This window comes from Desulfobacter sp., from assembly GCF_050177295.1.
In genome coordinates this window covers 1-4644 of record NZ_JBFXHE010000355.1, presented here as the reverse complement: position 1 = coordinate 4644, position 4644 = coordinate 1, and the positions used below count along the sequence as shown (strand labels likewise).

Sequence of the window (4644 nt, the reverse complement as noted above, 5' to 3'; positions counted from 1 at the left end):
ACAGGTTGTCTCGCTTTTTCCCGGCCGGCAAGCAGAACGCAGATTTATACCTTTTGTCGCAGTGCATGAATTTGAGGCGCTGCTTTTCAGCGATGCCGGAATTCTTGCCGGACAACTGGGGATAGATGAATCTAACGTGGCAACGGTTATTTCAGCGTGTGGCTCACCTGAAAAAATCAATAATGATCCTTTGACGGCTCCTTCCAAGCGCCTGGATGCCTGGTCAGCCAATGGGAAGTTTCTTAAAACCACCATGGGCATAGCCATTGCCCAGGAGATCGGCATAGACAAGATTCGAAACGCATGTCCTCTTTTTGATGCGTGGCTGACAAGGTTTGAAGAGATCCAGAGAGGTTTCCAATGATCGACCAATGGTTAAAAAAAGACCTGCGGGACATATATGAGCAGCACACCGTGGCTGTATTGATTGATGAATCCGGGGATGCAGAATTCTTCCTGAGAATCTTTGAGGGTGAATATACCATCCACCGGGTAAAATCAGAAATTGAAGAACTGCATGTTAAGTATCTCATTGAGAAAACCCAGCCCAGCCCCGAACGCTTTCTCATTTATACCCGGTCAAAAAAGGATGAACTTAAATTTATCCGGGAATATTGCGAGACCTGCGGATGTCTGGAGATCCGGTATCTGCAGAACTATATCAAGGACAAGGTCCACCAGACCCTGAATCTGAATATCAACCTTCCCCGGGAAGAGCTTATCGCTGCAGCCAAAGTCAGTGTCGGGAAAGACCGCACCTACTGGATGGATCTCAGTCACAAGGGGGCGACCGAAATATTTGACCTGAATAAAGAGCTGTTGCCCTTTGTTCATGATCCTGACAAATATTCGAAAGAAAAATATGATGCCCAGCTCCGGGAGACCTTTTTCAGAAAGGTCAACGAGCTGATCGGGCAGGATTATTTGAACAAGCCTGCCTCTACCCTGGCGGAAGAAGTGGTGAAGGCCATGCTTGACGGCCTGGCAAAGGGCAGCTGCAATAAAACGCTCGAAACGGTTTATAACAGCTGGCTCGACTCTGTTTCCTACGGTGATTCATTCAACGAATATCTTGACCACTATACAGTTTGTTCAGATATAGATAGCTGGAATGTCAGTATCCATCATCCCTTCCGCCAGGTGGATGAACGATGGTTGGCTGAAATCGGTGCAACCCTTTCGGATAAATCATCCTTTCCAAAAACACTGGCCAAATTGCGTCAACGCAATCAAAGCAAACAGGCTCAGACCCTTGGTATTTGCTTCTGGGGTGATGTGATCCCCCTGCTGGAATTTGATCCAAAGGACATTGCCTACCTGAGTTCTTTTGGTGAATGTGTCGAGTTTTACAAAAAACATTTTTGCAAACTTGATACCGCCATCCGAAACCTCTATGCACAGTTCCTTAATAAAAAAACGCTCCTTGAACCATTTCAGGAACTTTACAAAGAGTACGTCACTATTTTCCTCGACAAATGGTTCAAGTATTGGAGCGACTACAAAGAAACCCAAACCGGAACCCTGCAGCGGATTATCGACGATGCCGGCGGCTTGAAGACCGCAGTTATTGTCGGGGATGGCGTTGCCTATGAAATAGCGGAACGGGTTGCTTCAAAGGTTAAGGGGTCGGTAACGCTTAAGAAGGATTCTATCCTTGCGGATATCCCTTCCGAAACCGAAAATAACATGAGCCGTATTTATATGGCCAATGGGATTACAGAAGCGGTCCAAAGCAACCGCGAAAAATATCTGGTGGAACAGAACCCTGATCTCAGTTTTGATTTCATCCGGCTGGATGAGGTTCATGAAGAGGCTCGGCCCGGGCAGATTTTAATTTGTACCTATAAAGACATTGATGACATGGGTGAGAAACTCCAGCAAAAGGCGCTGAAATATTTTCCTGAAATCATCGATTTCTTTGCCGACAAGATCTCCCTTCTTCTGGCCGGTGGTTATGCCAGAGTCTATCTTATTACAGATCATGGGTTCGTGCTGACAGGATTATTGAGTGACGCCGATAAGATTGGTGTTTCACCAAAAGGCGATTTTGACAAAGCAGAACGCTATATCCGTACAGAAACAAGGCAGGCTGACCTGACACCCGGGCTGATCGAGGCTGAGAAAAATTACAGGCAATTCAAATACATCTACTTTGCCAGGAATATGAATCCATTCAAAACACCGGGATTGTATGGCTTTTCCCATGGCGGTGTGTCGCCCCAGGAATTGGTGACACCGTACTTCTGTTGGGAAAGATCCGGCGCATCGCTGGTTTTGCTGTCTGTATTGATTCAAAACAAAGGGGATTTAAGAGATGTCACCGGAGAACTCTTTTCAATCAAAATTAAGGCAGATAAAGGAACCGAAGATCTGTTTTCTATGGATAGGAGGGTCTATCTGGTCTTTTTTGCCAACAAGGCACAGGTGAATAAAAGCGATGTATTTGCCATTCAGCAAAATGAGCAGCTTACCAAGGAATATACGTTTGATGGCCATTCAGAACTCGAAGTCCTTCTTCTGGATGCTGCCACTAAACAGCAGCTTGACCGGGCCATCATAAAACAAAATAAAGATAGAGATTTAGGCGGGCTTCTCTAAGGATAAGGAATTGATCATGGCAGTATTGAATGACTTGGACATAAAACTTCTGGAGCACTTTAGGGGATACGTGGTCAAGAAAGATCTTGTCCTGTCTGTTAAGGTTGGGGCCAATGTGCCTGTATTTGTGCTTGAATATTTAATTGCCAACTCATGTTCCACTGATGATGAAGAGAAAATTCGTATTGGAATGGAAAACGTAAAAAAGGTTCTCAGTGAGCATTATGTGAACCCTGAAGAAAGCGCTCTGATTCATTCAAAAATCCGTGAAAGAGGCCGCTACAAGATCATTGACAAGATTTCCGTCGAACTGGATTCCAAGAAGGATATTTACTGGGCAAAACTGCAGAACAGTAATATCAAAAATGGAAATATAAACGACGAGTTGGTGAGACAACATGAAAAAATGCTGATGGGCGGAATATGGGCGATTATTGATGTGGAGTATGATCCCAACATAAAGATTGGCCAAAACATATTTCCGTTTGTCATTACCGAGATCAAGCCGATTCAACTTTCCAATTTTGACAATAGCAAGATCATCAATAAGCGCAAAGAGTTTTCCAAAAGTGAATGGCTTGACATTTTGTTGCGCAGTTGCGGATACGAGCCCAATTCAGAAGGTTTCTCCGACCGAATCAAGATGCTCCTGCTTTCCCGCTTGCTTCCCATGGTTGAGTCAAATTTTAACTTTATTGAGTTGGGACCTCGCTCAACCGGCAAATCCTTTGTATTCAAAGAACTCACCCCTTACGCCGTATTAATTTCAGGTGGCCAAGGTACCGTAGCGAAGATGTTTGTTCATGGGTCTACCGGGAAAGTGGGTGCCGTGGGACAGTGGGATGCAATCTGTTTTGATGAAGCCACTGACAAAATTTTTAAAGATCGGGATGCGATCCCTCTCATGAAGGACTATATGGAATCCGGCTCGTTCTCCCGGGCGGGTGCCGGAGGTGAAATTACAGGGGTTGCATCCATTATCTTAAACGGGAACATTAATCAGCCGGTGGAGACGGTCCTTCAAACTTCCCATCTATTTAGCCCTCTATCCGATGAGGTGAACAGCGATACGGCCTTTTTAGACCGTATTCATTTTTATTTGCCGGGATGGGAGTTGATTAAATTTTCCCCTAAACACTTCACGTCCAGCTTTGGGTTCAGCACGGATTATTTTTCCGAAGCACTCAAATCCTTTAGACGAGTCACCTATACCGACGCAATCGAAAAATATTATTCACTGGGAACCCATCTGAAGCAGCGTGATACCAAACCGGTTAAAAAGATCGTTTCAGGTTTTATCAAGCTGATGCATCCGGACGGCGAATACACCAAAGAGGATATCAAAGGATATTTGGAAATTGCACTTGAAATGCGTCGACGTGTTAAAGAACAGTTGAAGCGTATCGGGGGCATGGAGTTCTGGGATACCAATTTCTCTTACATAGATAAAGAGAGTCAGGAAGAAATTTTTGTTGGCTTACCTGAAGAAAAAGGCTCTCACCTTATCGAGAATACACCATTACCTCCAGGGGTCTGCTATACAAGTACAAGTGATGGGGAAAATGTTGCACTGGTGCGAATTGAGACTGTTGCAGTCGCCGGTTCTGGGAAACTGAATATTACCGGAATTAGCAGCACTACCGTTAAAGAAAATATCAAAAACACCTATCAGTACATTAAGGCAAACGAGAAAACAATCCTCAGTGACCGGCACTCCTTGAAAAATTATGATATCACCATTCAGGTGACCAATCTTCTCGGTGCGGTGATTACATCCGGCATTGGATCAGCCGTTTACATTGCCATTGTATCGGCCCTTTACAAAAAAAATCTCAAGGTCGGTCTTGCAGTACTCGGAAATATATCCGTAGGAGGGGCCATTGAACGGGCGATCAACTTTGCAGATAAAGTCACCGTGTTGTCCGAAAACGGGGCCAAAAGTGTAATTGTCCCAATGGATAATCTCAATGAACTTTCGAACGTACCCCCTACTGTTCTGGGAAATACCGACGTGCCATTCTATCAGAATAACCAGATGCTGATGCA

3 protein-coding genes are annotated in these 4644 nt (G+C 44.7%); all 3 read left to right on the top strand.

Annotation, left to right across the window (positions count from 1 at the left end):
• A partial coding sequence (locus AB7U36_RS18825) for a DUF4276 family protein (RefSeq protein WP_428161191.1) occupies window positions 1–364 on the top strand: 364 nt, incomplete at its 5' end.
• Window positions 361–2598 (top strand): hypothetical protein, encoded by a 2238-nt coding sequence (locus AB7U36_RS18820; protein WP_428161190.1) that lies wholly within the window; start codon window positions 361–363, stop codon window positions 2596–2598. The genes AB7U36_RS18825 and AB7U36_RS18820, both read left to right, overlap by 4 nt.
• Window positions 2599–2614: 16 nt before the next feature.
• Window positions 2615–4644: protease Lon-related BREX system protein BrxL (gene brxL, locus AB7U36_RS18815; RefSeq protein WP_428161189.1), on the top strand; the 2030-nt coding region annotated here is incomplete at its 3' end.